Genomic DNA, 619 nt, shown 5'->3' with positions numbered 1-619 from the left:
ACGCTATGGGTTTTGATATGAGTGTCTATTAATTGTGCGTATTTTACTTTTCTACAGACGTAAAAATCCCGACTCTTTCGAATCGGGCTTTCTACAATGTGAAGCTTGTGTAATGTCATAGTGCCCCCAGCGGTAGAAAGTCACGTAGCAAATGCTACTTTATTGGCCGACTGAGATATTGAGGGTTTTTGTTGTGATTTTAGCGTCGGGAGTCGCTACGCTCGCCCGACCTACGTGATGGGTGTTGCTGTGAGTGTGTGTTAATTGCACGTTTTCACTTTTCTGCAGACGTAAAAAAGCCCGAATCGTTAAATTCGGGCTTTCTACAATTTGAAGCCTGGTAATGTCCTACTTTCACATAGCAAATGCTACACTATCATCGGCGCTGTTTCGTTTCACTACTGAGTTCGGCATGGAGTCAGGTGGGTCCAAAACGCTATTGTCACCAAGCAAATTTGGGCGTTAATTCGTATTTCTACGCACTAACTGAATTTGGAAAATATCTGATAATATTTTTTAAGTCTTTCTAAGTAATATCTACTTTAGTCATATTAACTTCTTCGCGTGTTTCACTATCACATAAAACTCGTTTGGCGTTGTATGGTTAAGCCTCACGGGT

General features: G+C 41.2%; 1 rRNA gene. It reads right to left on the bottom strand.

What is annotated here, in order from left to right:
• Positions 1–335 precede the first annotated feature (335 nt).
• Positions 336–450 (bottom strand): 5S ribosomal RNA (gene rrf / locus I6E61_RS13980).
• Positions 451–619 lie beyond the last annotated feature (169 nt).

Source organism: Psychrobacter sp. NZS113, assembly GCF_015864825.1.
In the GTDB taxonomy this organism is placed as follows: domain Bacteria; phylum Pseudomonadota; class Gammaproteobacteria; order Pseudomonadales; family Moraxellaceae; genus Psychrobacter.
This window is presented reverse-complemented; position numbering and strand designations above follow the sequence as displayed.